Origin of the sequence: Streptomyces sp. SID13031 (assembly GCF_010548305.1) — a bacterium.
Classification (GTDB): domain Bacteria; phylum Actinomycetota; class Actinomycetes; order Propionibacteriales; family Kribbellaceae; genus Kribbella.
Genome location: NZ_JAAGLV010000029.1, coordinates 48,805 through 73,273, shown reverse-complemented (window position 1 = coordinate 73,273; position 24,469 = coordinate 48,805). Strand labels below are relative to the sequence as shown.

The 24,469-nt window shown below is 66.5% G+C and carries 19 protein-coding genes, 7 tRNA genes and 1 riboswitch; of the genes, 17 read left to right on the top strand and 9 right to left on the bottom strand.

The genetic code is table 11. From position 1 onward, the window contains the following. Positions 1-624: 624 nt before the first annotated feature. Positions 625-696: transfer RNA gene (locus G3I17_RS37390), tRNA-Val, on the bottom strand. Between the two features lie 123 nt (positions 697-819). Between G3I17_RS37390 and G3I17_RS37385 the strand changes: the two genes are divergently transcribed. Beyond that, entirely contained in the window at positions 820-1,380 is a 561-nt protein-coding gene (locus G3I17_RS37385; RefSeq protein ID WP_164603803.1) for a CGNR zinc finger domain-containing protein, read from the top strand. A 197-nt stretch (positions 1,381-1,577) separates the two neighbouring features. Here G3I17_RS37385 and G3I17_RS37380 read toward each other — a convergent pair whose 3' ends face one another. Continuing rightward, positions 1,578-2,396: an aminotransferase class IV gene (locus G3I17_RS37380; RefSeq protein WP_164603786.1), complete on the bottom strand. Its 819-nt coding sequence runs from the start codon at positions 2,394-2,396 to the stop codon at positions 1,578-1,580. A 179-nt stretch (positions 2,397-2,575) separates the two neighbouring features. Here G3I17_RS37380 and G3I17_RS37375 point away from each other — a divergent pair. The 3 genes from G3I17_RS37375 (at position 2,576) to G3I17_RS37365 (ending at position 2,860) form a co-directional block, all read left to right on the top strand. Continuing rightward, positions 2,576-2,648, top strand: a tRNA-Gly gene (locus G3I17_RS37375). Positions 2,649-2,700: 52 nt separating this feature from the next. Next, a tRNA-Cys gene (locus G3I17_RS37370) sits at positions 2,701-2,771 on the top strand. 17 nt (positions 2,772-2,788) lie between these two features. Continuing rightward, positions 2,789-2,860 (top strand) — tRNA-Val (locus G3I17_RS37365). 439 nt (positions 2,861-3,299) lie between these two features. On the opposite strand, the gene G3I17_RS37360 is transcribed toward G3I17_RS37365, so the two are convergent. After that, on the bottom strand, positions 3,300-3,743 hold the full coding sequence (locus tag G3I17_RS37360; RefSeq protein WP_164603784.1) for a pyridoxamine 5'-phosphate oxidase family protein: 444 nt from the start codon (positions 3,741-3,743) through the stop codon (positions 3,300-3,302). Between the two features lie 115 nt (positions 3,744-3,858). Here G3I17_RS37360 and G3I17_RS37355 point away from each other — a divergent pair, with 115 nt between their 5' ends. The 4 genes from G3I17_RS37355 to G3I17_RS37340 all read left to right on the top strand — a co-directional run bounded on the left by G3I17_RS37355 (position 3,859) and on the right by G3I17_RS37340 (position 4,534). Continuing rightward, positions 3,859-4,113, top strand: coding sequence for a sigma factor-like helix-turn-helix DNA-binding protein (locus G3I17_RS37355; RefSeq protein WP_164603783.1), 255 nt, complete (start codon positions 3,859-3,861; stop codon positions 4,111-4,113). A 157-nt stretch (positions 4,114-4,270) separates the two neighbouring features. Next, positions 4,271-4,343: transfer RNA gene (locus G3I17_RS37350), tRNA-Gly, on the top strand. A gap of 29 nt (positions 4,344-4,372) precedes the next feature. After that, a tRNA-Cys gene (locus G3I17_RS37345) sits at positions 4,373-4,443 on the top strand. Between the two features lie 19 nt (positions 4,444-4,462). After that, positions 4,463-4,534 (top strand) — tRNA-Val (locus G3I17_RS37340). 429 nt (positions 4,535-4,963) lie between these two features. Here G3I17_RS37340 and G3I17_RS37335 read toward each other — a convergent pair. The 4 genes from G3I17_RS37335 to G3I17_RS37320 all read right to left on the bottom strand — a co-directional run bounded on the left by G3I17_RS37335 (position 4,964) and on the right by G3I17_RS37320 (position 8,922). Next, positions 4,964-5,440, bottom strand: coding sequence for a hypothetical protein (locus G3I17_RS37335; RefSeq protein ID WP_164603781.1), 477 nt, complete (start codon positions 5,438-5,440; stop codon positions 4,964-4,966). A 145-nt stretch (positions 5,441-5,585) separates the two neighbouring features. Beyond that, positions 5,586-6,329, bottom strand: coding sequence for an SDR family oxidoreductase (locus tag G3I17_RS37330; protein ID WP_164603779.1), 744 nt, complete (start codon positions 6,327-6,329; stop codon positions 5,586-5,588). Positions 6,330-6,408: 79 nt separating this feature from the next. Continuing rightward, positions 6,409-7,476 carry a ribosome small subunit-dependent GTPase A gene (rsgA, locus tag G3I17_RS37325; protein ID WP_164603777.1) on the bottom strand — a complete coding sequence of 356 codons (1,068 nt, stop codon included), beginning with the start codon at positions 7,474-7,476 and terminating at the stop codon, positions 6,409-6,411. Between the two features lie 135 nt (positions 7,477-7,611). Beyond that, a complete protein-coding gene (locus G3I17_RS37320) occupies positions 7,612-8,922 on the bottom strand; it encodes a YihY/virulence factor BrkB family protein (RefSeq protein WP_164603769.1) in 1,311 nt (436 codons plus the stop codon). Positions 8,923-8,940: 18 nt separating this feature from the next. On the opposite strand from G3I17_RS37320, the gene G3I17_RS37315 reads away from it, so the two are divergent. From G3I17_RS37315 to G3I17_RS37300, 4 genes are all read left to right on the top strand, one after another. Then, positions 8,941-10,566 carry an acyl-CoA dehydrogenase family protein gene (locus G3I17_RS37315; RefSeq protein ID WP_164603767.1) on the top strand — a complete coding sequence of 542 codons (1,626 nt, stop codon included), beginning with the start codon at positions 8,941-8,943 and terminating at the stop codon, positions 10,564-10,566. 84 nt (positions 10,567-10,650) lie between these two features. Beyond that, positions 10,651-10,734, top strand: a riboswitch (ZMP/ZTP riboswitch). A 45-nt stretch (positions 10,735-10,779) separates the two neighbouring features. Further along, entirely contained in the window at positions 10,780-12,228 is a 1,449-nt protein-coding gene (locus G3I17_RS37310) for a glycine hydroxymethyltransferase (protein ID WP_164603765.1), read from the top strand. Between the two features lie 134 nt (positions 12,229-12,362). Beyond that, entirely contained in the window at positions 12,363-14,783 is a 2,421-nt protein-coding gene (locus G3I17_RS37305) for a DUF6185 family protein (protein ID WP_343238547.1), read from the top strand. A 503-nt stretch (positions 14,784-15,286) separates the two neighbouring features. Further along, positions 15,287-15,760: a MarR family transcriptional regulator gene (locus G3I17_RS37300; protein WP_164603760.1), complete on the top strand. Its 474-nt coding sequence runs from the start codon at positions 15,287-15,289 to the stop codon at positions 15,758-15,760. 12 nt (positions 15,761-15,772) lie between these two features. Here G3I17_RS37300 and G3I17_RS37295 read toward each other — a convergent pair whose 3' ends face one another. Together G3I17_RS37295 and G3I17_RS37290 are read right to left on the bottom strand one after the other, a co-directional pair. Further along, on the bottom strand, positions 15,773-17,629 hold the full coding sequence (locus tag G3I17_RS37295) for a glycoside hydrolase family 9 protein (RefSeq protein WP_164603758.1): 1,857 nt from the start codon (positions 17,627-17,629) through the stop codon (positions 15,773-15,775). A gap of 185 nt (positions 17,630-17,814) precedes the next feature. Then, on the bottom strand, positions 17,815-18,381 hold the full coding sequence (locus G3I17_RS37290) for a winged helix-turn-helix domain-containing protein (RefSeq protein WP_164603756.1): 567 nt from the start codon (positions 18,379-18,381) through the stop codon (positions 17,815-17,817). 384 nt (positions 18,382-18,765) lie between these two features. Here G3I17_RS37290 and G3I17_RS37285 point away from each other — a divergent pair, with 384 nt between their 5' ends. The 5 genes from G3I17_RS37285 (at position 18,766) to G3I17_RS42400 (ending at position 24,334) form a co-directional block, all read left to right on the top strand. Continuing rightward, on the top strand, positions 18,766-20,469 hold the full coding sequence (locus tag G3I17_RS37285; RefSeq protein WP_164603754.1) for a nitrite/sulfite reductase: 1,704 nt from the start codon (positions 18,766-18,768) through the stop codon (positions 20,467-20,469). A 142-nt stretch (positions 20,470-20,611) separates the two neighbouring features. Further along, a complete protein-coding gene (locus G3I17_RS37280) occupies positions 20,612-21,295 on the top strand; it encodes a phosphoadenylyl-sulfate reductase (RefSeq protein WP_164603752.1) in 684 nt (227 codons plus the stop codon). Continuing rightward, positions 21,292-22,239, top strand: coding sequence for a sulfate adenylyltransferase subunit CysD (gene cysD, locus G3I17_RS37275; RefSeq protein WP_164603750.1), 948 nt, complete (start codon positions 21,292-21,294; stop codon positions 22,237-22,239). The genes G3I17_RS37280 and cysD overlap by 4 nt, the downstream gene beginning before the upstream one ends. After that, positions 22,239-23,543, top strand: a complete 1,305-nt coding sequence (locus G3I17_RS37270; RefSeq protein WP_164603748.1) for a GTP-binding protein — start codon at positions 22,239-22,241, stop codon at positions 23,541-23,543. The genes cysD and G3I17_RS37270 overlap by 1 nt, the downstream gene beginning before the upstream one ends. Beyond that, positions 23,540-24,334, top strand: a complete 795-nt coding sequence (locus G3I17_RS42400; RefSeq protein WP_164603746.1) for a sirohydrochlorin chelatase — start codon at positions 23,540-23,542, stop codon at positions 24,332-24,334. The genes G3I17_RS37270 and G3I17_RS42400 overlap by 4 nt, the downstream gene beginning before the upstream one ends. The last annotated feature ends 135 nt before the right edge of the window (positions 24,335-24,469 follow it).

Genomic DNA, 24,469 nt, shown 5'->3' with positions numbered 1-24,469 from the left:
CCGCCGTCGCCGACGAACTCAACGACCGACCCCGCAAACGCCTCGGCTACCACACCCCACGCGAAATGTTCGCTAGCTTGCTCATCAACGACCTAACCAGCGTTGCAACCACCACCTGATTTCACCGACAAATAGTTTCCCCTCAGGCCCGTCCGGCCCACCAGCAAACACGACGAAGACTGATCGCAGGCCGAGGTGTCGAGCTTGAGCCTACAAATGACAGCGCGCCGGTTTGGCAGCCGCCGGATTGCCAGCGCGGCCAGGACAGGGCCTCGCTTACCGGTGCGGGTCAGCTGAGCGTGCGCGGGTCACAAAGCCGCGACAAAGGCGCGCGAGTGCGCGGCCGCAGTACAGGCGGAGAGCCAACTGACCGAGCCAACTCATGCAGGCAAGGCAACTGGCGGAGGCAACCCAAATAGGTGAGTAACTGACGGGGGTGACCCAAACAGGTGAGTGACTGACGGGGGTGACCCAAACAGGTGAGTGACTGACGGGGGTGACCCATGCATTGGGGGGTGTGGGTGGCGAAGCCCCCACAACGCGGCGAGCGAAGCGAAGCCGCACAAATGACGCGAGCGACCCGGTCCGCCGAAGTTGGCGGACATGAGTCGCTCGTCGATCGCGTGGGCGATACTGGGTTCGAACCAGTGACCTCTTCGGTGTGAACGAAGCGCGCTACCACTGCGCCAATCGCCCGGATCTGCTTGCGCGTCGTACTGTGTTGCGGGTGAAACCATAGCGCATTGATCCGCGACGTACGAATCGGGCCGGGCTACTCTTGCTGCAAGACGGAGACCCCGTCGCGTTGGAGACGTGATTGTGACTTTCTCGCACGACACCGAGCACGCGCTCGGCACGCTGGTCCGGCTGGTGAACACGCTGCCCGGACCGAGTAGCCAGGTCGACACGATGGAAACGCTCGAGGACCTGGAGAAGTTCGTCCATGAGCGCGAGTTCAGCGCGGTGGGCAATCTGACGGAGACCGACCTGCAGGACGTCCGCGAGTTGCGGCCGTTGTTCGCGCCGGTGTTCACGACCGCGTCGGACGCCGAGGCGGCGGCGATGATCAACGCGATCGTCGCCAGCGGCACGACGACACCGCGGCTGACGAACCACGACGGTCATCCGTGGCACATCCACTATTCGCGCGACGGTTCGTCGCTGACCTGCCGGATCACGGTCGAGTGCGGGATCGCGCTCGCCCAGGTGATCTCGGCGGCCGAGCGCGAGCGGCTGCGGCGCTGCGAGGCGCCGGACTGCGACGACGCGCTCATCGATCTGTCCCGGAACCGCTCCAAGCGGTACTGCGACGCCCGCACCTGCGGCAACCGGCTGCACGTCGCGGCCTACCGCGAACGCCGCAAGTCCGCCGGCGAGTAGACGACACAGCGTCCGGAGTACCGACTGGCACTCCGGACGCTGTCATTTCGGCACTTCGAACGCTGCCGGGTATTTCGAGCGCTGCCGGTACTTCGAACGCTGCGGTACTGCGGCTGCTGTCGCCGCGTGGTGCCGGCGAACGCTGGGTACTGCAGGCGCTGTCGTCGCGTGGTGCCGACGGTCGCGTCGGCCTGCCCTTACGGGTCGAGGTCGTCGGCCGAGCGCTCGGCGAAGACCTTCGCCACGGCGGCGGTCACTTCGCCCGGTACTGCGAGGTCACGGTTGTCCGCTCGATGGATCGCCTGGACGTCGCGGGTGGTCGACGTGAGGAAGATCTCATCGGCCTCGGCCAAGCGCTCCAGCGGTACGTCGCGCTCGACTCCCCCGAACCACGCCAGCACCAGGCTGCGCGTGACGCCGGCCAGGGCGCCCGACTCCAGGGTGGGCGTGACGAGCTCGCCGTCGAACACGCAGAAGATGTTCGAGCCGGTGCCCTCGCACAGGTCGCCGACGGTGTTCGCGAAGATCGCCTCGCTGCCGCCGCGCGCCTTGGCGTAGGCGAGCGCCAGGACGTTCTCGGCGTACGACGTCGTCTTGAGCCCGGCGACGGCGCTGCGCTCGTTCCGCACCCAGGGCACGGTCACGATGGCCGAGGTCGGCGCGGGGTGCTCGATCGCCTGGGCCGCGACGATCAACGTCGGGCCTGCCGTACCGCGATCTGACGACAACGGCGAGACCCCACCGGTGTAGGTGATCCGCAGCCGGCCGAACGCGATGTCCGGATCGGCCTTGACGACGGTCGCGATCGCGTCCCGGACCTGTGCCAGGTCGGGCTCCGGCAACCCGAGCCCGGTCGCCGAGACGACCAGCCGGTCGAGGTGCCTGGTGACCGCGAACGGCTGCCCGTCCACGATCTTCAGGGTCTCGAAGACCCCGTCGCCCGTGGTGAGTCCGTGGTCCAGCGGCGAGACGGCGGCAGATTCATCCTGAAGAGCGCCGTTCAGCCAGATGTTCATGGGTACTCCTTCCAACCGGGGACACCTTATGCCGAAGGCCTCCGGCGCCCGCTTCGGAGTCCGTGAGTGACCGGCCGATGACCGCGAGTGGGCCGGCAGGCGACCCCCGTTTTTGAACTGGCCCGCAGGTGCGCTAATGTTCTTCTCGCACCGAGGGGAACGAAAAACCCGGTTGCAACGCGAACGTAGCTCAGTTGGTAGAGCGCAACCTTGCCAAGGTTGAGGTCGCCGGTTCGAACCCGGTCGTTCGCTCGGAGAGGGCCATCCTCCTGGTAGAGAAGTCGGCAGGCCCGCTTTCTCACCTGGTGGAGTGGCCGAGAGGCGAGGCAACGGCCTGCAAAGCCGTGTACACGGGTTCGAATCCCGTCTCCACCTCGAACAGCCTGATGCTTGGACGATTGGCGCAGCGGTAGCGCGCTTCCCTGACACGGAAGAGGTCACTGGTTCGATCCCAGTATCGTCCACGAGAGCGATGAGCGACCCATGTCCGCCAGGTTCGGCGGAACGGGTCGCTCTCGTCATTTGTGCGGCTGCGCTTCGCTTGCCGCGTTGTGGGGGCTTCGCCACCCACACCCCCCAAGGCCTGGGCTGGCCCCGTCAGTCGGTTCACCCGGCTGGGCTGGCTCCGTCAGTCGGTTCACCCGCCTGGGCTGGCCCCGTCAGTCGGTTCACCCGGCTGGGCTGGCTCCGTCAGTCGGTTCACCTGCTTGGGCTGGCCCCGTCAGTCGGTTCACCCGGCTGGGCTGGCTCCGTCAGTCGGTTCACCTGCTTGGGCTGGTTCCGTCAGTTACCACCCGCTTGGGTTGGCTTGTACTACGTCTGCCGCGACCTGTTGCGGTGATCGGCCGGTCCGGCTGGCGGCGACGGACGGTGGCGGGCGGGCGGGCTGGCTGGCTGGCTGGGCTAGATCAGCCAGGTGCCGTTGGTCATTAGGTCTCGGGCTTTGATCTCGTTTACCTCTCGCCAGGCCTGGATGCGGGTGGGGGTTACTCGGAAGAACGGGTAGTTGGCGGGGCGGGGGTCGAAGCCGGCTTTTTCGGCGAAGGCGGTGGCTGTCTCGTCGGGGAGGGAATCGAGGAGTTCGGCTGTGCCGGTGATGAGGACTACGTCTCGGGTTTCGCCGATGGAGAGGTGGAGTTGGGGGTTTGCCTGGAGGTTGCGGCTGGTCGGGTTGTTGCGGGCCGTGGAGAGCAGGAGAGTGTTTGCCGTCCAGAGGAACGAGAGGGGCATCAGGTACGGCGTACCGTCTGCTGCGGCCGTCGCGACCCAGGCGTCTACGTCGGTGGCCAGGCGGTGGAGGGTGTCGGCCTTGCGGGTTTCTGCGAGGCGTGCGGCGGGATGGGTCACGAGGGCTCCTCCTGGTGATCTCGTCGGTGTCACATCTTGCCGGACGGGGGCGTCAGTCTGATGACGGATGCCGGGCCGGCGGTGTGACGTCGCCGGGTCGGGAAGGTGGCTGTGAATGGGTGGGGACGACTGGCTCACAGGATCGGCCGAGGCGCTGCGGCCAGATTCGATCCAGACGGCACGGGCGGAATCGGTCGGGCTTGTGTTATGCGCGGTACTTGAGACGCTGACGCCGGTTGAGCGGCTGGTGTTCGTGTTGCATCACCTGTTTGCGATGCCGCTCGACGACATCGCGGTGATCGTGGGGTGCTCCCCCGCGGTCACGCGAGAGCTCGCTGATCGGGGGCGGCGGCGGGTGCAGGGAGCTTGAGAACTCGTGAAACCAGTGGGGCGGAAGTGACGGAATCCACGCTCCGGAAGGTGTGTCGCTGGCACCGGGATACTCAGTTTCACACTGCCGGGAAAGTGCGCTACTGTTCTGCTCTCGCACCGAGCAGCTCGGAGAACTTCGAACAGCTCAGCGCGATGCGAACGTAGCTCAGTTGGTAGAGCGCAACCTTGCCAAGGTTGAGGTCGCCGGTTCGAACCCGGTCGTTCGCTCGGTACAGGTCGGTAGGCTGAGACTCTGTGGTGGAGTGGCCGAGAGGCGAGGCAACGGCCTGCAAAGCCGTGTACACGGGTTCGAATCCCGTCTCCACCTCGAATACCCTTGTAAATAAGGACGATTGGCGCAGCGGTAGCGCGCTTCCCTGACACGGAAGAGGTCACTGGTTCGATCCCAGTATCGTCCACGAGAGCGATGAGCGACCCATGTCCGCCAGGTTCGGCGGAGGGGGTCGCTCTCGTCATTTGTGCGGCTGCGCTTCGCTTGCCGCGTTGTGGGGGCTTCGCCACCCACACCCCCCAAGGCCTGGGCTGGCCCCGTCAGTCGGTTCACCCGCGTGGGCCGGCTCCCTCGGTTACTCACCCGCCCGGCCGGCTTCCTCGGTTACCCACCCGCCTGGGCTGGCGCCCTCAGTTACTCACCGCCTGGGCTGACTCCCTCGGTTACTCACCTGCTTGGGTTGGCCCCGTCAGTTGCCTCACCCGCTGGGGCTGGCCCGTCAGTTGCCCAACGGTCGCAGCTGGTGCCGGTAGGTCTTGTCCGTCACGTTGGTGCTGGCATGCCCGACCAACCGGACGCGCGGAGGCGCTGGAGCAACGCGTCCGGCAGCGCGGGATCAGGTGGGCTTGGGCTCCGACCAGGCCGACCACTGGCCCCAGTTGCCGATGACGCCGCAGTCGACCTGACTGCCGTTGCACGTGCCCACCCGGAAGCTGATCGTGTGGTCCTCGGCGATGTTGATCTGGTTGCAGGAGAACTTGCCGCCCTGCAGGCCGCCGCCGGCGAGATAGCTGTCCGCGCCGTTCGCGTGCACGCAGATCCCGAACCGCCCGTAGTCGGTCTTCCACTGGAGGCCGACCCGCTTGCTGTCGGTCGCCAGGTCGGCGATCTGCAGGTCATCCTCCTGGGGGAACCAGCACCCGATGGCCGGACTGTCCGGCACCCGCCACATGCACCAGGCCTGGCCATTGATCCAGACGTCCGAGGTCACGGAATTCCACTCCCGTGTGTAGGCAGAGGCAGTCGGCGCGGTCACCAGCGACCCCCCGAGAACGGCCACCAGGACGGCCAGGACTAAACCGGTGCGGCGCATCGAAACTCCTCACCCGGGGCCGACGCGCGCGGCCCTTCGAGGAGGTCATCCCACCATAAGTGGAGTATCCAGGTCGAGATAGAAGTTTTCTACGCGGTGGCGCTGTGCAGGGCCAGCCCCCGTCAGTCCGCTCGCCTGATGTGGCTTACATGCGGAGGTGCGAGCCTCCGTTGAAGTCCAAGACTGTGCCGGTGGCGAACTCTGCCAAGGGGGATGCCAGGTAAACGATGGCGGCGGCGACTTCGTTGGGTGCGGCGACTCGTTCTAGGGGGCTTTCTAGGCGGCGGCGGTGGTAGCCGTCTCCTGATAGGGCCTCTGCGGCCATGTCTGTGGTGGTCCAGCCGGGGGCTATTGCGGTGACGGCTATTGCTTCTGGGCCTAGGGATCTGGCTAGGGACTGGGTCAGGGAGATGATGGCGGCTTTGCTTGCGCCGTAGGCGGGTTGGTTGGGTTCGCCTCGGAAGGCGCCTCGGGAGGAGACGTTGATGATGCGGCCGCCTCGGGGCATGTGCTGGACGGCGCACCAGGTGACGTTGGCGGGGCCGATGAGGTTCACGGCGAGGGTGTTGGTCCATGCGTTCTGCCATTGGTCGTAGGACGTCTGGCGGATCGGGTGGGGTTCGTAGATGCCGGCGTTGTTGACCAGGACGTCGATGCTGCCCAGTGCGGCTGCCGCACCGTCGACCATTTGACGGATTGCTTCGGGGTCGGCCAGGTCTGCCTGAGCCAGTACGTGGCCGGTGCCTGGTAGGGACTGCAGGACTTCTTTCGCGGCGTCCGGCGATGAGCTGTAGTGGACGGCTACCCGGTCTCCTTCGGCGGCGAAGGCTCTTGCCGTTGCCGCGCCGATACCGCGTGATGCGCCGGTCACCAAGACAGAACGATCCATGGCGCCGAGTCTTGCACTGCCGAGGATGAGCCCCCGGGTCACCCGCGACCGCGGGCCTCGCTCTCCTGTACGAAGACCATCACTGACGCGGTTTGATGTCTCGGCGGTACTCCTTGGTCTGCCGGACCCACGCCTTGCGGGCCTCCGCCTGTAGTCGGCTGTCCGCGCGGCGGGCCATGTACGCGGCCTCGCGCTGCAGCTTCACCCAGCTCTCGTAGCGCCGCACAGAGAGCGTTCCCTCATCCAGAGCCTGCCGCACCGCGCAGCCGGGCTCAGTCACGTGCACGCAGTCCGTGAAGCGGCACTGCTCGGCCAGAGCCGTCACATCCGGGAACGCGGCCGCCAGCCCCTCACCGGCCTCCTGCAACCCGATCCCCCGCAGCCCAGGCGTGTCGATGACAACTCCACCGCCAGGCAAGAGGATCAGCTCACGACGTACCGACGTATGCCGGCCCTTGCCGTCCTCACGGATCGCCTGCACGTCCAGGAGTTCCACGCCGGCCAGTGCGTTCACCAGAGACGATTTGCCAGCACCACTCGTGCCCAGCAGGGCCATGGTCGCGTTGCCCTCGAGGAGCGCTCTCACAGCCTCTAGGCCCTCCCCTGTCGTCGCACTGCAGACCAGTACGTCAGCACCAGGAGCAGCGGTCGCCACGTCCTCGGCAACGGAGTCCGCGTCGCCGACAAGGTCAGCCTTGGTCAGTACTACGACCGGCCGGGCGCCACTCTCCCAGGCGAGGGCGAGAAAGCGCTCTATCCGGCCGATGTTGGGCTCTGGATGCAACCCGGTCACGATCGCGACCACGTCGACATTGGCGGCGAGGACCTGGCCGCGCGAACTCCCGCCGACCTCGGCCCGCACGATCGCGGTACGGCGTGGTGCGACGGCCTCGACGGTGATGCGATCGTCCGGCCAGTCGCGCAAGGCGACCCAGTCGCCGGTACAAGGAGTTGCCTGCGGGTCGGTGGCAATGGCTGCCAGGATCGCGCCGGACCAGCTGGCGCGGACCGAACCGTCTTCGGTGAGGACGGTCGACAAGCCCTTGTCGACCCGGACCACGCGGCCCGGTACGAGCTCAGCGGAGAGTGTTGCGAAGTAGTGGGCCGTCGGGGTGTCGAGCCCCAGGGCCTGAAGTTCTGCTGACATCTGGCGACGAACCTTTCGGGAGGCCCGGCCGCGAGTTCAGCTCAGCGGACGGACGAAGTAAGAGACGACGGCCCGGCGGGCCTGATAAAAGCTCATGGCTGCGTCATCTCCCTTCCATGTCCATTCACGATGCATTCAGACTAGGTCGTCGGGTTCGGTCGGCGCACCGGGTTTTCCGACCACCGCCGGCTTGCGCTCGTCGCGCTGAGCCCGCAGCGCGGGCGCCGGCTCCGGCGCGGCTTCCGCCTCCCCAGCGGCGACCGGCGGCTCAGAAACAGGCTTAGAAGCCGGCTTAGAAGCAGGCTGAGCAACCGGCTCAGCAACTGGCTCGACGACAACCTCAGTCACAGGTTCGCTCACCTGCTCGACAGCAGGCGCAGCAGCGGGCGGCTCGACAGCTGCGGGCGAGGCCGGGGCTTTGTGCTCGCCGAGGGCTTCGATGGCCTTGGCCATCTTCACCTCTGGACGCTCGTCGTCCGGCGCGATCTCGTCCTCGTGGTGCGCCTTCGAGTCGGCCTTCATCACCGGCTCGGAAGCCTCGGCCAGCTTGCGCGACTTGTGCGGCCACATCCTGTCCACCACCGCATTGAGTGCCGCGCCGATCAGTACTGCGATCGCGGTCATGTAGAGCCACATCAGCACGGCTATCGGCGCCGCGAGTGGTCCGTAGATGGACGTCCCGCCGACGGTGGTCTGCAAGATCCAGCGCAGGACGAAGCTGCCGAGGATCCAGATCGACAGCGCCAGGAACGACCCGGGCAGATCCGAGACCCACGGCGTCCGCACCGGCACCGACAGGTGGTACAGGGTGTTCAGGAAGCCCGCCGAAAGGATCGTCACGACCGGCCAGTAGAGCTGGTTCAGGAAGTCCAGCCGCTCCGGCAGCAGCGCGTCGACGGCTTGCGGGCCGGCCAGCACCAGCGGCAGCACGATCACGCCGATCACCAGCGCGGCGCAGTACAGGCTGAAGGACAGCGCCCGGGTGCGGACGATGCCGCGCCGGCCGCCCATCCCGTACATGATCGTGATCGTGTCGACGAAGACGTTGAGCGCCCGGCTGCCGGACCACAGCGCCAGCACGAAACCGATCGAGATGACGTCCGGCCGGCCGCCGTCGTCGAGCACCTTCTCCAGCGTCGGCACGATCACGGTGTTGACGGCGTCCGCGGTCAGCGCGCGGCCGGCCAGGTCGGCGATCTGCAGCTTGATGTCGTCGATCGTCTCGACCTGGAAGTACCTGCCGGCGATGAAGCCGATGCTGCCGGCCAGTCCGAAGATCAGCGGCGGCAGCGACAGGATCGCGAAGAACGCCGCCTCCGCGGCCAGTCCTGTCACCCGGTAGCGCAGGCAGGTGCCGACCGTCTGGGTCAGCAGCCGCCACGTCGTGCCGGGGAGTCGTCGGGCCCATGCGAATGAGACGGAGGTCTCGGACCCAGAGCGTGCCATAGCGCTTACCGTACTGACATGGCGGACCCAAACGCTGCAACGAATCAGGCTCCCCCACTGCAAGGGGTGAACTTCTTCACGCGGGACACGGCACTTCGTGACTCTCTGCAGCCGCACGCTGACCTGATCGACGATCCGGGGCTGACCGCGATCGGCGAGTTGGCCGGCACCCAGGAAGCGCTCTCTCATGCCCTCCCCGCCAACCAGAACTCCCCCGTACTACGGACGCACGACCGCTACGGCAACCGCATCGACGAGGTCGAGTTCCACCCCTCCTGGCACTGGCTGATGGAGAAGGCCGTCGGTTTCGGCCTCCAGGCGGCGCCCTGGACCAGCGACAGACCGTCACCCCACCTGACCCGGGCGGCAGGCTTCTACGTCTGGTCGCAGGTCGAGCCCGGCCACGGCTGCCCGATCTCGATGACGTACGCCGCTGTCCCGGCCCTCCGCGCGGACAAGGCACTCGCCGAGGAATGGATCCCCCGCCTCGCCGCCACCCAGTACGACGCCCGCCGGCTCCCCGTCGCCGAGAAGGCCGGCGCGCTGGCCGGGATGGGCATGACGGAGAAGCAGGGCGGCTCCGACGTACGGGCCAATCTCACCACCGCCACGCCGACGGGTGCCGACGGTGAGTACGTGCTCAACGGGCACAAGTGGTTCTGCTCCGCGCCGCAGGTCGACGTGTTCCTCGTACTCGCGCAGGCGCCGGACGGGCTGACCTGTTTCGTCGTACCGCGGGTTCTTGCCGATGGCAATCGGAATGCGTTTGCCCTGCAACGGTTGAAGGACAAGCTCGGCAATCGCTCGAACGCGTCCAGCGAGGTCGAGTTCGACGCCACGGTCGGCTACCGGCTGGGCGACGAAGGCGCCGGCGTACGGACGATCATCGAGATGGTCGCGGCGACCCGGCTCGACTGCGTGCTCGGCTCGGCCGCGTTGATGCGCCGCGCCCTGGTCGAGGCGACCTGGCATACCGCGCATCGCAGTGCCTTCGGCGACCTGCTGAAGAACAAGCCCGCGATGCAGAACGTGCTCGCCGACCTCGCCATCGAGAGCGAAGCAGCAACCGCTCTCTCGATGCGGCTCGCCGCCGCAATGGATGCCTCGCTGGCCGGTGACGAGCAGGCGGCGGCCTTCCGCCGGATCGCGCTACCGCTGGCCAAGTTCTGGGTCTGCAAGCGCACCTCGTTCACCGTCGCCGAGGCGCTTGAGTGTCTCGGCGGCAACGGCTACGTCGAAGAGAGCGGTCTCCCGCTGCTGTTCCGCGAGTCCCCGCTCAACTCCATCTGGGAAGGCTCGGGCACGGTCAACGCCCTCGACGTACTCCGCGCGCTCCGGCGACCCGAGTCGCTCGAGGCCTGGCTGCTCGAGGTCGGTGCCGCCCAGGGCGCCGATCATCGCCTGGACGCGGCCGTGACGGACGTACTCGAGACGCTCTCCGACCTGGCGGGGGCCGAAGCAGGGGCTCGCCGGTTAGCCGCGCGAATGGCCGTCTGCCTGCAGGCATCGCTGCTCGTGCGGCACTCGACACCCGAAGTGGCCGACGCGTTCGTGGCCTCCCGGCTGGCCGGCGACTGGGGTGGCGTCTTCGGCACGCTGCCGCGCACCACGCCGTACGGTCCGATCCTCGACCGCATCCTCTGACCGCTTACGTCCGAAGAACTGGAGGGACGTCCCATTCACTTCTTCGGACGCAAGCGACAGCCTCGGCTCCCCCACACGCTAGGGTTACCGCGTCGCGACTGGCGCTGAGGTGGGATCGACCACCGGGGAGCGAAAAGACCGCCGGCACCGTGCGCCTGGGTGCCGCGACCTTGTCACAGGGGACCCCTGTGCGACCTCAGGAGAGAGACGAAGATGACTCAAACCTTCGACGCCGCAGCCGCGTCGGCCGCGTACCGCAACGCGCTCGAGGTGATCGGCGCGGTGGAGCCCACCATCGCCGGCGCGATCAAGGCCGAGCTGGCCGACCAGCGTTCCTCGCTGAAGCTGATCGCCAGCGAGAACTACGCCTCACCCGCGACCTTGCTGACGATGGGCAACTGGCTCTCGGACAAGTACGCCGAGGGCACCGTAGGCCACCGCTTCTACGCCGGTTGCCAGAACGTCGACACCGTCGAGCAGACGGCGGCCGACCACGCGAAAGCGCTCTTCGACGCGCCGCACGCCTACGTCCAGCCGCACTCGGGTATCGACGCCAACCTAGTCGCCTTCTGGGCGATCCTGGCCAACCGAATCGAGTCCCCAGCACTGGCCGAGGCCGGCGCCAAGCACGTCAACGACCTGTCCGACGAGGACTGGGCCAAGCTTCGCAAGGCGCTGGGCGACCAGAAGATGCTCGGCATGTCGTTGGACGCCGGCGGTCACCTGACGCACGGTTTCCGGCCGAACATCTCCGGCAAGATGTTCCACCAGAGCTCGTACGGGACCGACCCGGAGACCGGCCTGCTGGACTACGACAAGGTCGCCGCGACGGCGCGTGAGTTCAAGCCGCTGATCCTGATCGCCGGCTACTCGGCGTACCCCCGCAAGGTCGACTTCGCCAAGATGCGCGAGATCGCCGACGAGGTCGGCGCCACCTTGATGGTCGACATGGCGCACTTCGCCGGACTCGTCGCCGGCAAGGTCTTCACCGGCGACTTCGACCCGGTACCGCACGCGCACGTCACGACGACCACGACGCACAAGTCGCTCCGCGGCCCGCGCGGCGGCATGGTGCTGTGCCAGCCGGAGTACGCCGACGCGGTCGACCGTGGCTGCCCGATGGTGCTCGGTGGCCCGCTCAGCCAGGTGATGGCGGCCAAGGCCGTCGCACTCGCCGAGGCGCGTCAGCCTTCGTTCCAGACCTACGCGCAGAACGTCGCGGACAACGCGGTCACGCTGGCCGAGGGTTTGATGAAGCGTGGCGTCAAGCTCGTCACCGACGGCACCGAGAACCACCTCGTACTGCTCGACGTCTCGGGGTACGGGATCACCGGCCGGCAGGCCGAGTCGGCGTTGCTCGACGCGGGCATCGTGACGAACCGCAACGCGATCCCGCGCGACCCGAACGGCGCCTGGTACACCTCGGGCGTCCGGATCGGTACGCCGGCGCTGACCACGCGCGGCTTCGGCGGCGACGAGTTCGACAAGGTCGCCGAGTTGATGGTGGACGTACTGTCCAGCGTCACGCCGACGACCACCTCGACCGGTGCGGCCTCCAAGGCGAAGTACGTGCTGGCCGACGGTGTCGCCGACAAGGTGCGCGCGGCCTCGGCAGAGCTGCTCGACAAGCACCCGCTGTACCCGGGTCTCGACCTGAACTGACACACACCACAGCGCCCGCTCCCAAACACAGGGAGCGGGCGCTATTTTGTCTAGGCTGGCCTACGAGCTATGCCAACAGTCTGGAAAGTGACATCCTAGGTCCTCGACACACCGAAGGCTCGTGGGGGACAACGGTGAGGTGGTTAACTGCGCTGCTCGCGCTATGCGTCTGGGCGATTTGCCAATCGGCTATACCGGCTGCGGCGACGCCGCTGAGCAACTGTACGGACAACAAACTCCGGGGCACTTACGGCACCGTAAACCTAGAGTTGAACGCAAAGCACGTCGACGACGTGAGATGGGTCAGCACCGTCCAGATCAGCGTGCCGGCAATATGGGGCGATGCCCAAAACCTCCTAAAGGATCGATCAAGCCAAGAGTTCACGGAAGCGGTCTCGTGCTTCTTCGACGCGGACGGCATGCTCGCGGAGGTCAGTCTTGTCAATGACCGCGTCATTCTGAAATACAGAGACGAAGATACCGTCAGCGCATATGAAACCGTCTACCTGTCGCCGTGGCGGATTAGCACTACAGGCTCGGATTTCAGTGTCACTCTGGACTCATCACTCGAACAAAAGAGCTCCGTACCATGGAAAACCGTCACAGCGGTGGCATTCGGTTTTCGGTTTGAGGAGCCCTCTCCCCTGCCCGCTTCATTCTCTCGGGAGTCGAGCCAGTTGCAGTGGATGAATTTGGAGCTATCCAACCCCGGCTTCGCGAAACCCTCCTTTAAAGCGGTCCCAGAGCGGGCCCTGGACACGGTCTACTATCTCGAGACCGGTGGATACGGCCAGTACATTCCCCGCGACGCTCAGGAATTCCTCCTATGGGGAATCATGGCATTGGCCCTCGCCAAACGGGCTACCAGGGGCTCAAGCATCGAGTTCGAGCGCGGCCGTCGTACTCTCCGTATGATCAGCTTGATTCTCGCTGCCTTTGCTCTCAGCGAGATCACATACGACATCGCCTCACAAATCCCGTTTCCAGTCATCGACTCCAGTTGGGTGGGCATCTCAGCGATCTCATCCCTGGCACTGTTGATGATCTGGCGGTCTGGCAGGCGAAGGAGACCCCTCTTCTCGCTGCTGATCCTCGCCGCGGCCGCCGGGGCACTTCTCCTTCAAACCGGATTCATTGGCCTACTCACAGGTATAGTCGCATTGCTGCTCGCGTGGCTCGTCACCACATCGGCCGCCATCACGATGCTCACCGCACACAGAAGCCAGAGCTCCCGCCTGAGCCGGAGGATAGCTTTCGGTGCTAGCGTTCCGCTTGCCGTCAGCGCACTAGTCGCCTTGGCATCGGCATACTACTACCGAGAATCGACCCTGTCTGACTCGGTCGGCGTCCTTCGCCAGTGGCTACCGGTGATCGCGATAGTCGGAATCGTTCTCTTAGTGGCCACCCGATATCGACGTGCGCCTTTAATTCTGGAGAGCCGCGACCATTTCCTGCTCGCCCAGGCAGTAGCCGCCGTTCTGCTCCTGACTGCGCCGCAATGGTATCTCGGCCTCCATTTCAATGTTGCCTCAGTTGTCGGTTTCGCCAGTACATTCCTCCTCCTCACTGCATCCCAGCATCTCGTGCTGCTGCGATCGCTTCGGCACCTGCTGGGCGTCACGCCGGCCACTCGCCTGAAAGAGGTCCAGCAGAAACTACTGACCGCCGATCGTCGCGTGACAGAGCTAAGCGCTGACCTGAAGGCCCTTGAAGGAAAGCCTCTCACCATTGAACAGGTGCACTGGCGCGAGAGCCTCAAGACAGAGATGGAAACGCTGCATCGATGGCCAATCGCCACCACCGACCATACGACCACCCGGCGAAGACGCCTCCGCTTCGGAGGGAGGAGACAGCAAAGCGGGCCTGCCGGACCAGCGGGTGAGCCTCTCCCCGGCCGGGCCCACCCAGTGGACGTCGCATTGGCATTGGGCACCACTGACCTCTTACGAAACGTGGCCACGGCCGCCAAGTACAGTGCCATAGTGGCCGTTCCGTTGGGGTGCTACTTCACCTACAAGTCGACATTTCCAGAACGTGAGTCATTTGCCGCCTTCTATTGGCTCGACCCGTCATTCGGGTTGTTGGGTTCCCTGGTTAACGAAGTACTGTTCTGGATTATTCCGCCTATGCTCCTCGGTATCGCCTGGAGTTCACTCGTGGGTCGCCGGGGCTCGAACCGAGCCCTCTTCATCTGGCTGTGCGTTGCCGTGCCCCTCGGAGTGCATGTCGCACTCAATCAGGCGCTACACCAATCCTCGTCGCTCAACATCGCGCTCCGATCGACGCTCGTCTTCTTCATTACTTTCGTCGTCGGCCTAATGTTCGACCTGAGAACGCTAGCCGGCCAACGCACTCATGAGTCTCCGTTCAAGCTGTTCCAGAGCTACTTGGGCCTAGGTCGAGTGCTGCCCACCTTGCTCCTGGTAATACCTCTCGTAACTGGCACCGTGACATTGTGGAGCCAGATCAGTAAAGGCGTCCTAGAACAGAAGACGCCACCGTCACAAACCGAGCCGCGGCAGACCACTACGCCCACGCCGACGTCGTCTTCCTGAAAGACCCGACAGCGTCCGCACTCGGCTGGGGAGCGGACGCTGCCTTTCTGGCCTCCTGCTCGATTCCAACCAACGCCTTCAGTGCCGCCTTTGCAGCCCGCTTGGGCATCAGTACGGCGGCCTGTATGGCGCCAGCCCCGCCGACACCCCCAATGGTCGTGAGACTCGACAGGAACGAGTCGCGCACCGAGGCCAGCAGATCGGTCGAACCGGTCTTCTCCGCCACCGCGAGACCTGAGCCGAGGCCCTTCTCGACCGCGCCAGCAGTCGGGGCGGGCAATCCTTCCGATGATCTTGCGCCGTCCGTAACGGTCGCCGAGCAGGCTCGCGGCGAGCAGGAGCGCGGCGAGCACAAGGACGGCGAGGCAGAGCGCGGAAAGTACACCGAAGCGGGGCCGCCAGTCAGGGGGCCGCCCCCTCGGCTGCGGAGACGGAAGTCATGGGCGCCAATTATCAGAACTCTCTGCTAGTTGCGATAGATTCGACTCCTATAGTGTTTGGTCATGTCATCGGAGCCCACGCCCGCCGAGGTCAGCCAGTTCGTCGAGCGCTTCGCCGGGGTGCTCACGAACAGCGGCGTACCGTCGATGTCGGCCCGCGTGATGGCGCGCATGCTCGTCAGCCCCACCGGCACGATGACCGCCGCCGAGCTCGCCGAATCCCTGCAGATCAGCCAGCCGGCCGTGTCCGGAGCCGTCCGGCAGCTCATCCAGGTCTCCTTCATCACCCGCGAACGGCTGCCCGGCTCCCGCAAGGACCACTACCGCATCCGCGACGACGTCTTCGCCGCCATCCTCGAACGCCGCAACAACGCGCTGGGCGAATGGGAATCATCGGTACTGTCCGGCGTAGACCTCTTCGGCCCCGACACCGTCATAGGCCAACGCCTGACCGACAACGCCGAGTTCTTCGCGTTCATCCGAGAAGACCTCAACCAAATGATCAAGAACTGGCGCGCCACCCACCCAGCCCGCTGAAAGTGGCGAGTTTCAGCGGGTGAGCGCGTAGACGGCGATCGCGGCGAAGTCGTCGGCGGGTTCTGAGGCTTGCCAGGAGCGGACGTCGTCTACGTAGCGGGAGCCTCGGCCGGTGAACTGGTTGAAGGTGTCGACGCCGTTGGCGGGGCAGGGCTTCATGTTGTCGAGGTTGTCGCCGAGGCCTTCCTCGAAGAGCTCGGCGGAGTTCGGGCCGTTGACGACTCCGCCGATCAGCGGGCGGTCGACGATGTTGGCGATCTGGTGGTGGGGGCAGCGTTCGGCGGGTTCGCCGATGCCGACCATGAAGGAGACGCCCCACGGGTTCGCGCCGAAGTTCCAGTTCAGCTGGCCGGCTCCGAAGGCGTCGTACCGACGGTCGCCGGTCGCCGTCCGGTAGAGGCGCGAGGTCGCCGCCAGGCCGAAGGCGTGCGGTACGGCGTCGAAGTTGTCGTACTGCGCGCCGGCGCCGAACGGGTCCTTGGCGGCCCGCTTCACCCCGATCTCCAACTGCGCCCGGAGGTCAGCCTTCAACGGGGCGACATCAACCGAGCGATCGAAGCGAGCCGCGCGGATCAGGTCCGCATGCGCGAGTGCGCTCACGTCGTACAGGTTGAGCGTGTCGCCACCGGCCTCGTGCTTCAGGTACTCCCCCGCCCAGTACTGCGAAGCCTTGAGCCAACCCTTGGCACGGGGATCACGAAGCTTCTGCGCAGCGAGAGCGAGCTCAGCAGCGCCGAGCTCGAGGTCGTCACGCCAGGCGCTCTCCGGGTAGAAGGCGAAGGGCAGCGAGGTGGTCAGCTGCTTGACGTCCGTCGTCTGCGCCATCGCATAGATCTGCGCCGCGGTCGCGAGGTGCCGGCGAGCGAGCGCGGGCGACGTACGGGCCTCGACCTGGGCGGCAAGAGCGAAGGCTGCCGCCGTCCGGCCGGCCAGGTTAGGGCTGATGGGCTTGCCGGGAGCGGCCGCGCGGAAGACCGGGCGGTTCTTGATGAACTGGTGTCCGGGCGCGTTGTCGTGGTCGTCCGCCTCGGGCAGCCGCCAGATGTCGTGGTCGCCGATGAACGTCTCCTCGACGTTCCCGGCGCCCGCGCCGACCTGGATGTAGAGCGTCTTCGTCCGCTCGTCCCACATCTTGTCCAGCCAGGCCAACCCGTGCCGGGCTTCCTTCAGTACGGTCGAATCCGGCCACCGGCTGTCCCGAGCCGATGCCCAGAGCAACGATTCCGAGTACGCCGCGATGTGGGTGAACTTGAGGTAGTCGCCGGCGTCGTACCAGCCGCCCTCGACGTCGACCGGACCACCGATCTTCCGCAGCTCCCCCACCGTCTGGTCGGTGTCGGGATCCACGAAGGTCGGCGTCTCATAGACCGACGCAGCCCGGTCGGTGAGGTGCGCCGGCTTGCGCCCGAGCGACCCGCTGACGACGTTCGCGCCGTCTCGCTGTTCGGTGAAGAACGTCACCGCCTTGTCCTTCGCGCCGCCGAGCAACCGAGTGTCCGACCCGACCTCGAAGGCCGGCGAAGTCGGCACACCGGCCACCTTCACCCGGTACGTCCCGGGCCGCCGCAACCCCGAAAGATCCAGCCGATAGACATGCTTGTACGTCGAGTTCCACGCGCCGGCGTCCTGCCCAGCCCGCCCGGTGAGCACCCGGCGACCCCGTCGATCGACCACCTCGAAGCGGGCTCCCGCAGCCACCTGACCCGTCATCAGGTACGCCGATTCGCCTGCCGCGCCGGTGTAGCCGAGCTGGTTCACCCGGATCAATCCGGAGTACTGCGGGGTGGCAAGGCCGGCCGCAGCCGTCACGGGAGTCACCGCCAATCCGGCGGCCAGGGTGATCGACATGACGCGGCGCAACGTCCCCATCGCGAGCTCCTTCGCAAACGACTCGCAACGACCTGTAGCGAGAACCGTTAGGAAACCTTCCTATTGGTTGCGCACACGCTAGCGCAGCCGAGCGACGACGGGAAGGCGATGGCGGAGGCGATGGCGGAGGCGATGGCGGAGGCGATGGCGGAGGCGATGACGAAGGCAGGCTGCAGCCGATCGCGCTACGGCCGCGCCGGCACGCCATGGGCGAAGACGAAAACCGTTTCGGCGTCTGCACCGGAGCTCGGCTCATCGGAGTACTCCTGGAGCAGTTCCTGTATCCGCCCGGACAGCTCGGCGAGCCGTTCGGGTGTCAATGTGACCCAACTCTCGGCCGAGAACGCGGCCCGCATCCAAGGCTCGTCGTACTGCTGCCGATCCTCGAACCAGCCACGCACTTTCGCCGCCTGGTGCGCCAGCCTCGCCTCCTCATCGCTGACCGCGATGAGCTCTGCAGCCGGGTCGTCGGCGCCGTCCGCGATGGACCACAGATGCGACGGATGGGCGCTCCGCCACCACCGCTCGCGCCGGTTCTTCGCCAGCTCGGGAGCCTCCTCGATCACCCCGGCGGCAGCCAGCACCTTGAGGTGATGACTGACATTCCCGACCAGTTCGCCGGTCGCCTCGGCCAGCCGGGAAGCGGTCGACGGACCCTCGACGCTGATCAGGTCGATCAGCCGGCGGCGCAGTGGATGATGGACGGCGGCGATCACGGAGGTATCGGCCGTCCGCCGGTTCGCAGGGCTCATGACGGTGAGACTATCTTTGACAAGATTTCTTGCACAAGAGTTCTTGCTGGTGACATTTCACGCCTGAAACAATCAGCAGCAGACTGGTGCAGATATCCACATCATGAGATCTCATCTCACGATGCAGGAATGGGAGTTGATTTAACGGCCGATCACGCTGAGCATTATCACCATGCTCGCTGCCCGCTCGACTCATCTCGTAGGTCGGATTCACGTCGACCTCGGTCGTATGCGCAGCGCCATCTGTCGTCCTTCGATGCTCTGACAGCCACCCCGCTCGAAACATCTGCTGGGTGCGCACCGCGCAGACCAGATCGAATCGACGACGCTTCGAGCTAGCCTCACGCGGACGCACCTGTCTCTAGGACAAGGACACCGTTCCGGATGACTGGCGTCTCCTCACCTCAGCAAGCCACACCGCCCAAGAAGGCTCCGCGCCCCCGCAAGGGGAAAGGCGAGGGTCAGTGGGCGCTGGGCTACCGCGAGCCCCTGAACAAGAACGAAGAGAACAAGAAGAACGACGACGGCCTGAACGTCCGGGCCCGGATCGAGAACGTCTATGCCCACCGCGGGTTCGACTCGATCGACCCGGCCGACCTGCGCGGCCGGTTCCGTTGGTGGGGTCTCTACACCCAGCGCAAGCCCGGTATCGACGGCGGCAAGACCGCGACGCTCGAGCCGGAGGAGCTGGACGACAAGTACTTCATGCTCCGGATCCGGATCGAGGGCGGCCAGCTCAGTACCGAGCAGCTGCGGGTGATCGCCGAGGTGTCCAGCACCTACGCCCGCGACACCGCCGACATCACCGACCGGCAGAACATCCAGCTGCACTGGATCCGGGTCGAGGACGTACCGGCCATCTGGCAGAAGCTCGAAGCCGTCGGGCTATACACCACCGAGGCGTGCGGCGACGTCCCGCGGGTCATCATCTCCAGCCCGGTCGCCGGGATCGCGGCGGACGAGATCATCGACCCGACCCCGGCCATCGACGACATCGTCGAGCGGTACATCGGTACCGCCGAGTTCTCCAACCTGCCACGCAAGTTCAAGACCGCGATGACCGGCCACCCGTCGCACGACGTGGTGCCGGAGGTCAACGACATCAGCTTCGTCGGCGTCGTCCACCCCGAACACGGGCCGGGCTTCGACCTCTGGGTCGGCGGCGGCCTGTCCACCAACCCGATGCTCGCTCAGCGCGTCGGGGCGTGGATCCCGCTGGACGAAGTCCACCTGGTCTGGAAGGGCGTCATCGGCATCTTCCGCGACTACGGCTATCGCCGGCTGCGGACGCGGGCGCGATTGAAGTACCTGGTGGCCGACTGGGGCATGGAGAAGTTCCGCGAGATCCTCGAGAGCGACAAGTATCTCGGCCGCAAACTCATCGACGGCCCCGCGCCCGCGATCCCCGCCGTCCAGGGTGATCACGTCGGCGTGCACCAGCAGAAGGACGGCCGGTACTACGTGGGCGTCGCGCCCATCGTCGGCCGGGTCTCGGGGAGCGCTCTCGCCAAGGTGGCCGATGTCGTCGCGGCGCACGGGTCGGACCGGATCCGTACCACCGCGCAGCAGAAGTTCATCGTGCTCGACGTGGAGGAGTCGCGGGTCGAGTCGCTCGTCACCGCGCTGGCCGACCTCGGTTTCCAGGCGCGGCCGTCGGCCTGGCGGCGGAACACGATGGCCTGCACCGGCATCGAGTTCTGCAAGCTGGCCATCGTTGAGACGAAGGCCCGGGCGGCGGAGCTGATCGACGAGCTCGAGGAGCGGATCCCCGATCTCGACGTACCGATCACCGTGAACGTGAACGGCTGCCCGAACTCCTGCGCCCGGATCCAGGTCGCCGACATCGGCCTCAAGGGCCAGCTGGTGCTGGATGCCGAGGGCAATCAGGTGTCGGGCTACCAGGTCCACCTCGGCGGCGGCCTCGGGCTGGACGCCGGCTTCGGCCGCAAGCTGCGCGGTCACAAGGTCACCTCGGCCGGTCTCACCGACTACGTCGAACGCATCACCCAGAACTACCTGAAAGAGCGGTCCGAGGGCGAACGCTTCGCCCAGTGGGTCGTCCGTGCCGAGGAAGGAGCACTTCAGTGAGCGAGCGCGCTGCACCGTTGTACTGCCCCTACTGCGGAGATGAGGACTTGCGTCCTTCTGAAGAGGGCCATGGCGCGTGGGAGTGCCGGCCTTGTGCACGGGTCTTTCAGCTGAAGATGATCGGACTGCGGGTGAGCGTCGAATGAATGCCTTGAAGGAACTCGCCGAGGAGGCGAACGAACGACTAGCCGACGCCTCGGCGCTGGAGGTGCTGGCATGGGCGCGGGAGACCTTCGGTGACGAGCTGGTCGTGACCGCGTCGATGGCAGACGGGGCACTCCCCCACCTGGCGGCCGAGGCGGCACCTGGTGTCGACGTTCTGTTCCTCGACACCGGCTACCACTTCGCCGAGACGATCGGCACCCGGGACGCGGTCGCCGCGACGCTCCCGATCAACCTCATCAACGCCCTCCCGAAGCAGACCGTTGCCGAGCAGGACGCGGAGTACGGGAAGGACCTGTTCGCTCGCGAGCCCGACAAGTGCTGCGCGATGCGCAAGGTCGAGCCGCTCAACCGGGTGCTCTCGGGCTACAAGGCCTGGGTCACCGGCGTACGGCGGGAAGAGGCGCCGACGCGGGCGAACACCCAGATCGTCGAGTACGACGAGAAGCGCGACATGGTGAAACTCAACCCGCTCGCGCCGTGGACCCAGGACGACCTGGACGGGTACATCAACGACAACGGCGTGCTCGTCAACCTGCTGCAGTACGACGGCTACCCGTCGATCGGCTGCCAGCCGTGCACCAAGCAGGTCGCACCGGGCGAGGATCCTCGCAGCGGCCGCTGGGCCGGCCAGGGCAAGACCGAATGCGGGCTGCACACATGACCGCCACTGTGTTTGATTCCTCGCCCACCCCACCGCCCCGGTCAGATGCTCCAGTAGCGACCGAGCTGGATGCACTCGAGAGCGAGTCGATCTTCATTTTCCGCGAGGTCGCGGCGGAGTTCGAGCGGCCGGTGATCCTGTTCTCCGGTGGCAAGGACTCGATCGTGATGCTGCACCTGGCGCGCAAGGCGTTCGCGCCGGCGCAGGTTCCGTTCACGTTGCTGCACGTCGATACCGGGCACAACTTCACCGAAGTACTGGACTACCGCGACGCGACCGTCGCGGGGCTCGGACTGCGGCTCGAGGTCGCGAAGGTCGAGGACTACCTGGCCGACGGGCGGCTCAGAGAGCGCTCGGACGGCACCCGCAACCAGCTGCAGACCATTCCGTTGCTCGATGCAATCAACGGGCACCGGTTCGACGCGGTCTTCGGCGGCGGCCGCCGGGACGAGGAACGCGCTCGCGCCAAGGAGCGGATCTACAGCCTCCGCGACGAGTTCGGCCAGTGGGACCCGCGCAACCAGCGGCCCGAGCTGTGGTCGCTGTACAACGGCAAGCACAAGCCGGGCGAGCACGTCCGGGTGTTCCCGCTGTCGAACTGGACCGAGCTCGACATCTGGAACTACATCGAGCGCGAAGAGATCGCTCTCCCGAGCATCTACTACGCGCACGAGCGGGACGTTTTCGAGCGCGACGGCATGTTGCTTGCCGTCGGCCCCTACTCGCAGCCGCGCTCCGGTGAGGGCGTCACCCGCCGGGTGGTCCGCTACCGGACCGTCGGCGACATGTCCTGCACCGGCGCGGTCGCCTCGACAGCGTCGTCGCCGGCCCAGGTCGTCATCGAGGTCGCCGCGAGCGAGATCACCGAGCGCGGCGCCACCCGCGCCGACGACCGGGCCAGCGAAGCCGCCATGGAAGACCGCAAACGAGAGGGGTACTTCTGATGAGCACCCCTCTCCAGCGGCAACTGCTCCGCCTCGCCACGGCAGGCTCGGTCGACGACGGCAAGTCCACCCTGGTCGGCAGGCTGCTGCACGACTGCAAGGCGATCCTCGCCGACCAGATCGCGCACGTTCAGCACGTCTCGTCCAGCCGCGGTACCGGTGACTTCGACTTCGCTCTGCTCACGGACGGCCTGCGCGCCGAACGCGAACAGGGCATCACGATCGACGTCGCCTACCGGTACTTCGCGACCGACAAGCGCTCATTCATCCTGGCCGACTGCCCGGGGCACGTGCAGTACACGCGCAACACGGTCACCGGCGCCTCCACGGCGGATGTCGTGATCATCCTGGTCGACGCGCGGCACGGAGTACTCGAGCAGACCCGCCGCCACCTCGCCGTGGCCGGCCTGCTCCGGGTGCCCCACGTCGTACTGGCGGTGAACAAGATCGACCTGGTTGGCTACGACGAGGCCGTGTTCAAGGGCATCGCCAAGGACGTCTCGCAACTGGCCGACCAGCTGAACATCAGCGACGTCCAGGCGATCCCGGTCTCCGCGCTCGTCGGCGACAACATCGTGGAGCGCTCTCAGGCCACCGCCTGGTACGACGGGCCGACGCTGCTGCAGTACCTGGAGGACGCGACCGGCCGTGACGACATCTCGGCCCGGCCACTGCGCTTCCCGGTCCAGTACGTGATCCGGCCGCAGACCGACGACCAGTACCGCGACTACCGCGGCTACACCGGAACAGTTGCCTCCGGCACCGTTTCCGTCGGCGACCAGGTGATAGTGCTGCCGGCCGGACGCCGTACCTCGGTGTCCGGGATCGACCGCGCGGTCATCAGCGCCACCGGTACCGCGGTCGCCGAGCGGCCGTCCGCGGTCGCCGGTGAAGCTGTCACCGTCCGGCTCGCCGACGACCTCGACGTCGCCCGCGGGTCGGTCATCGTTTCGGCCGATTCCTCTCCCGGCACCCGCCGGGAGTTGTCGGCCACCGTGTGCTGGCTGTCGGACCGCCCGCTGACCGTGGGCGCCCGGCTGCTGATCAAGCACACCACCACCACTGCCCAGGCGATCGTCACCAAAATCAACGGTGCGCTCGACCTGGACACGCTCGGAGTCATCGATGCCACCGGGCTCGAACTGAACGACATCGGCAAGGTGCAGCTCAAAATCGCCGCACCGCTGGCCGCTGATCCGTACTCCAGCAACAACATCACCGGATCCTTCCTGCTGATCGACGCCCACGACGGGTGGACGCTGGCGGCAGGCATGATCGACGACGAAGAAGGGGAACTGCTGTGACTGCACCTGCGCTCATAGTCCTCGCCCACGGCAGCCGCGATCCGCGTTCGGCCGCCACCGTCCACTCGCTGGTCAAGTGCCTGCGCGAGATGCGGGACGACCTGCGGATCGAAGCCTCCTTCCTCGACCACTGCCCGCCGACGCCGTACCAGGTGATGGGCAAACTCGCCGCTGAGGGCGTCGAGGAAGTGGTGATCCTGCCGCTGCTGCTGTCCAGCGCCTTCCACGCGCGGGTCGACATCCCGGCCGTCGTCGACGAGTCGCGCAGCCGGTTCCCGGATCTGCGGATCATCGCCTCCGACGTCCTCGGGTACGACGACACGCTGCTCGACGTGCTCGACCGCCGGATGCGCGCCGAACTCAAGGACGGCCGGGTGCGTGAACTCGACGCCCTCGTGCTCGCCTGCGCCGGATCGAGCGACGCCCAGGCCAACGCAGCCGTCACCCGGCTCGCCAGGCTCTGGGGCCAGCGTCACAAGCTCCCGGTGACCGCCGCGTTCACCACAGTCGCCACCCCGAGCCCGGCCGAAGCCGTCCTCCAGTGGCGCCTGGAAGGCCGTCGCCACGTAGCCGTCGGCTCGTTCTTCCTGGCCCCCGGCGTCCTACCGGACCGCGCCGAACAGATGTCCCGCAAGGCCGGCGCAGTCGCCGTCTCCCGCCCCCTCGGCGTAAGCGCCGAAGTAGCCCGCCTGGTCCTCCTCCGCTACGGCGTAGCGGGCCTGGACCTCCTAACCCTCGCCCCCTCCCCCCGCCCGGTCCTCCTCCGCCCGGAACTGGTCCGCACGGCCTGACAGTCACCCTGGAACCCCGCCGGAACGCACCACTCCCGGCGGGGTTCCGTCACAACCAGGTGCTCGATCCGCCACGCACACCCAAACTCCAGCGGCAACCGCTTCCCTCGGCGTGTCGCAGGCCCACCCGGGGGT

Excerpts from the sequence above, each read along its gene's own strand:
- G3I17_RS37380 (WP_164603786.1), bottom strand. The coding sequence starts at position 2,396 with ATGAACATCTGGCTGAACGGCGCTCTTCAGGATGAATCTGCCGCCGTC.
- G3I17_RS37355 (WP_164603783.1), top strand. The coding sequence starts at position 3,859 with ATGGGTGGGGACGACTGGCTCACAGGATCGGCCGAGGCGCTGCGGCCA.
- G3I17_RS37335 (WP_164603781.1), bottom strand. The coding sequence starts at position 5,440 with ATGCGCCGCACCGGTTTAGTCCTGGCCGTCCTGGTGGCCGTTCTCGGG.
- G3I17_RS37330 (WP_164603779.1), bottom strand. The coding sequence starts at position 6,329 with ATGGATCGTTCTGTCTTGGTGACCGGCGCATCACGCGGTATCGGCGCG.
- rsgA (WP_164603777.1), bottom strand. The coding sequence starts at position 7,476 with ATGTCAGCAGAACTTCAGGCCCTGGGGCTCGACACCCCGACGGCCCAC.
- G3I17_RS37320 (WP_164603769.1), bottom strand. The coding sequence starts at position 8,922 with ATGGCACGCTCTGGGTCCGAGACCTCCGTCTCATTCGCATGGGCCCGA.
- G3I17_RS37315 (WP_164603767.1), top strand. The coding sequence starts at position 8,941 with ATGGCGGACCCAAACGCTGCAACGAATCAGGCTCCCCCACTGCAAGGG.
- G3I17_RS37310 (WP_164603765.1), top strand. The coding sequence starts at position 10,780 with ATGACTCAAACCTTCGACGCCGCAGCCGCGTCGGCCGCGTACCGCAAC.
- G3I17_RS37300 (WP_164603760.1), top strand. The coding sequence starts at position 15,287 with ATGTCATCGGAGCCCACGCCCGCCGAGGTCAGCCAGTTCGTCGAGCGC.
- G3I17_RS37295 (WP_164603758.1), bottom strand. The coding sequence starts at position 17,629 with ATGGGGACGTTGCGCCGCGTCATGTCGATCACCCTGGCCGCCGGATTG.
- G3I17_RS37290 (WP_164603756.1), bottom strand. The coding sequence starts at position 18,381 with ATGAGCCCTGCGAACCGGCGGACGGCCGATACCTCCGTGATCGCCGCC.
- G3I17_RS37285 (WP_164603754.1), top strand. The coding sequence starts at position 18,766 with ATGACTGGCGTCTCCTCACCTCAGCAAGCCACACCGCCCAAGAAGGCT.
- G3I17_RS37280 (WP_164603752.1), top strand. The coding sequence starts at position 20,612 with ATGAATGCCTTGAAGGAACTCGCCGAGGAGGCGAACGAACGACTAGCC.
- cysD (WP_164603750.1), top strand. The coding sequence starts at position 21,292 with ATGACCGCCACTGTGTTTGATTCCTCGCCCACCCCACCGCCCCGGTCA.
- G3I17_RS37270 (WP_164603748.1), top strand. The coding sequence starts at position 22,239 with ATGAGCACCCCTCTCCAGCGGCAACTGCTCCGCCTCGCCACGGCAGGC.